A 3,523-nucleotide genomic window follows, 5' to 3' on the forward strand; every position below is an offset into this window, starting at 1 on the left:
GGAGCAAGGCTTGCCGGCGAAAGCAGTGGGTCAGTCAACAGAGCTGTTGAATGTTATGGCCCTTTCGCGGGCAAGCCTTGCTCCTACAAGGGTTTTGCGGCGATCACAAATACTTGGCTCAACACAGACCCATTGTGGGAGCGAGCTTGCTCGCGAAGAGGCCGTCACATTCAACATCTCTGTTGACTGACACACCGCTTTCGCGAGCAAGCCCGCTCCCACAGGGAATTTCTGTTTCTGTCAGTCTCGCGCCAGTGCTTCGATCGGATCAAGCCGCGCCGCGTTGCGTGCGGGGACGAAGCCGAACACGATGCCGATCAGTGTCGAGCATATGAACGCCGTGATGATCGAGCCCATCGAGAACACCATCTCCCAGTCCTTGACCAGCAGGGAAAAGATAAAACCGATCCCGAATGACAGCGCGATACCAATCGTGCCGCCCACCAGGCACACCATCACCGCTTCGACCAGGAACTGCTGGCGAATGTCGGACTGACGTGCGCCAACGGCCATGCGAATCCCGATTTCACGGGTACGCTCGGTCACCGACACCAGCATGATGTTCATCACCCCAATCCCCCCGACCACCAGCGAGATCACCGCGATCAGTGACAGCAGCAATGCCATCGACTGACTGGTTTTCTGCACGGTTTGCATAATGCTGTCGAGGTTGTAGGTAAAGAAATCCTTGGTGCCGTGGCGTTGTTCCATGAGTTTGATGATGTTGTCCTCGACCGCTTTGCTCGGTTGGCCGTCCTTCATCCGCACGGTGATGCTGTCGAGGTAGCGCTGGCCCAACAGCCGTCCGGCCGCAGTTTCATAAGGCATCCATATGTTCAGGGCCTTGCTGGTGTTGAACACGCTTTTCTTGTCTTCGGTCACGCCGATAACCGTGCACGGCAGGTTGTCGACCAGGATCACCTTGCCCAGCGGGTTGACGGTCGGGCCGAACATGCGCACGCGGGTATTGTGGTCGATCACCACCACTTGGGACTGACGCCGGGCATCGTCCTTGCCGAACGAGACGCCCTCGCCCATCTTGATCCCGCGCACCTGGAAGTAACTTTCGCTGACACCGTTGACCGTTGCGGTCACGTCAACGTTTTCGTAGCGCAGCAACAGGTTACGCCCCACGTTGGGGGTGGCGCTGTCGATGTAGTACTGCTCGCTGAGCGCGGTGACGTCGGGCAGTACCAGGGTTTCGATGGCGGACGAGCGACTGTCGCCCCAGTCGGTGCCGGGGAAAATCTCGATGGTACTGCTGCCTATCGCGGCGATGTCCTTGAGTACGTAGCGCTTGGCCCCTTCGCCGATGGCCACGATCGACACCACCGAGGTGATGCCGATGATGATGCCCAGCATGGTCAGCAAGGTACGCATCCGGTGCGAGATCAGCGCGACCCAGGCCATGTTGAACGCTTCGCTGAACAAGCCCAGGCTAGCGACCAGACGGTTGGCCTGCTTGACCTTGGCCGGACGTTCGTTCTGTGCCGGCACATCCTCCACCGGACGCTCCAGGTTGACGCGGTCGCTGACAATCTCGCCGTCCTGAATCTCGATGATGCGCTTGGCATTGGCCGCGACTTTTTCATCGTGGGTGACGATGATCACGGTGTGCCCCGCCGCGTTCAGCTCCAGCAGAATCTTCATCACCTCCTTGCCGCTGGAGGTGTCGAGGGCGCCGGTCGGTTCATCCGCGAGGATCACTTCGCCGCCGTTCATCAGCGCCCGGGCGATACTCACCCGCTGCTGCTGGCCACCGGAGAGCTGGCTCGGTCGATTCAGCAAGTGCCCGTCCAGTCCCAACCGCGCCAGCAACTCCCCGGCACGGTTGTGGCGCTGGGATTCGGCGACACCGGCGTAGATCGCCGGCATTTCCACGTTATGCAGAGCGCTCAAGTGCGGCAGCAGGTGGTAACGCTGGAAGATGAACCCAAAGTGGTCGCGCCGCAGCACCGCCAGCTCCCGGTCGTCCATGGCGCTGGTCTCGCGCCCATCCACCTTGTAGCTGCCGGAGCTGGCGTGATCGAGGCAGCCCAGCACGTTCATCAGCGTCGATTTGCCCGAGCCGGAGGCCCCGGTGATCGCCACGATCTCGCCGGCATTGATCGTCAGGTTGATGTCTTTAAGCGCGTGGAAATCCTTCTCGCCGGCGAGAAAGCTGCGATTGACGCCCTTGAGTTCCAATAATGGTCGGCTCATGGTCAGGCCCCTGCCACGGCCGCAGCCGGTTCGCCGATAACGACTTTGTCGCCTTCAGCCAGGCCTTCCTTGATTTCGGCCTTGACGTTGTTATTGATGCCGGTCTTCACGTTACGCATCTGTGCCTGACCCTGAGCGTCCAGCACACGCACCGCAAAGCTGCCGTCGCTGTTCTTGGAGCCCAGCGCCGCCACCGGAACCGTCAGCACGTCCTTGGCCTTGTCCAGGACGATGCGCACTTGCGCCGTCATCGAGATGCGCAGGCGATGGTCGGGGTTCGGTACGTCGAACAAGCCGTTGTAGAACACCGCGGTATTTTGCTTGGTGGTGCCGGAGGCCTGGGTTTCCAGGAAGTTCTGCGGCGCAGGCTCGGTGCCGCGCAGCTTGGCGTAGTAGCGCTTTTCCGACTCGCCGAGGATGGTGAAATACACTTCCTGACCCGGGGTGATGTGAATCACGTCAGCCTCGGACACCTGGGCCTTGACGGTCATGGTGTCCAGATCCGCCAGTTTCAGCAGGATCGGCGCCAGTTGCTGGGCGATCACGGTCTGGCCTTCCTGGGTCACGACCCCCACCACATAACCGTCGATAGGCGCGACGATGTGGGTGTAGGCCAGGTTGACCCGCGCCGTTTCTATCTGGATCCGCGCGTCCTTGATCTGCGCATCGAGGGACACGAGATTGGCATTCTGCACCTGGTAGTTGGACTCGGCGGTTTCGTATTCCTGCTTCGAAATGGCGTCGTCCGGTTGCAGTTTTTTGTAGCGGTCGTAGGTGGCCTTGGCGTCCTTGAGTTGCGCGGCGGTCGCACGTTTCTTCGCCACCAGGTTTTCTTCATTGACCTGGGACTGACGCAGGGCGTTTTGCAGCACCACAGGATCGATTTCTGCCAGCCACTGGCCCTTGGTGACCTTGTCCCCCAGTTTGACCTTGAGGGATTTCAGTTGGCCCGAGACCTGGGCGCCGACGTCGACCTGCTTGATGCCTTGCAGAATCCCGGCCGCCAGCACCGCGTTTTCGATGTCGCCACGTTCAACCGTGGCAGTCAGGTACTCCGGTGGTTTGCCCGGGGATTGAGCGCTGTAGAAAATCAGACCAGCCACCACGACCAGTACGCTCACGATAGCAATCTTGCGAAACTTCGACTTTTCCATAAATGACCACGAATGCGTTGATGTCAGACCCGGCCAGACTGCGACCGGGAGCCATTGATGAGAGCGTCGTGTTGCCTGGAACCGTCGCCGCTCATGGTTGACGAAGCCCGGTTCAGGGGTTCGTCGGCACTGCTGAGTGACGACTGTTCTGCACGAGGAGACGACGC

3 protein-coding genes are annotated in these 3,523 nt (G+C 60.2%); 1 reads left to right on the forward strand and 2 read right to left on the reverse strand.

The window, feature by feature from the left end; all coding sequences use genetic code 11:
- Positions 1–190, forward strand: a 190-nt coding sequence (locus BK667_RS33400; protein ID WP_221179163.1) for a hypothetical protein, incomplete at its 5' end; no start/stop codon positions are given.
- Between the two features lie 50 nt (positions 191–240).
- Here BK667_RS33400 and BK667_RS13980 read toward each other — a convergent pair.
- Both BK667_RS13980 and macA read right to left on the reverse strand, forming a co-directional pair.
- Positions 241–2,202: a MacB family efflux pump subunit gene (locus BK667_RS13980; RefSeq protein WP_123597949.1), complete on the reverse strand. Its 1,962-nt coding sequence runs from the start codon at positions 2,200–2,202 to the stop codon at positions 241–243.
- Positions 2,203–2,204: 2 nt separating this feature from the next.
- Positions 2,205–3,356, reverse strand: a complete 1,152-nt coding sequence (macA, locus tag BK667_RS13985; protein WP_123597950.1) for a macrolide transporter subunit MacA — start codon at positions 3,354–3,356, stop codon at positions 2,205–2,207.
- Positions 3,357–3,523 lie beyond the last annotated feature (167 nt).

Source organism: Pseudomonas frederiksbergensis, from assembly GCF_003732705.1.
Classification (GTDB): domain Bacteria; phylum Pseudomonadota; class Gammaproteobacteria; order Pseudomonadales; family Pseudomonadaceae; genus Aquipseudomonas; species Aquipseudomonas frederiksbergensis_F.

What these genes read in the sequence shown, in the direction of transcription:
- BK667_RS13980 (WP_123597949.1), bottom strand. Translation starts at nt 2,202, where the DNA reads ATGAGCCGACCATTATTGGAACTCAAGGGCGTCAATCGCAGCTTTCTC.
- macA (WP_123597950.1), bottom strand. Translation starts at nt 3,356, where the DNA reads ATGGAAAAGTCGAAGTTTCGCAAGATTGCTATCGTGAGCGTACTGGTC.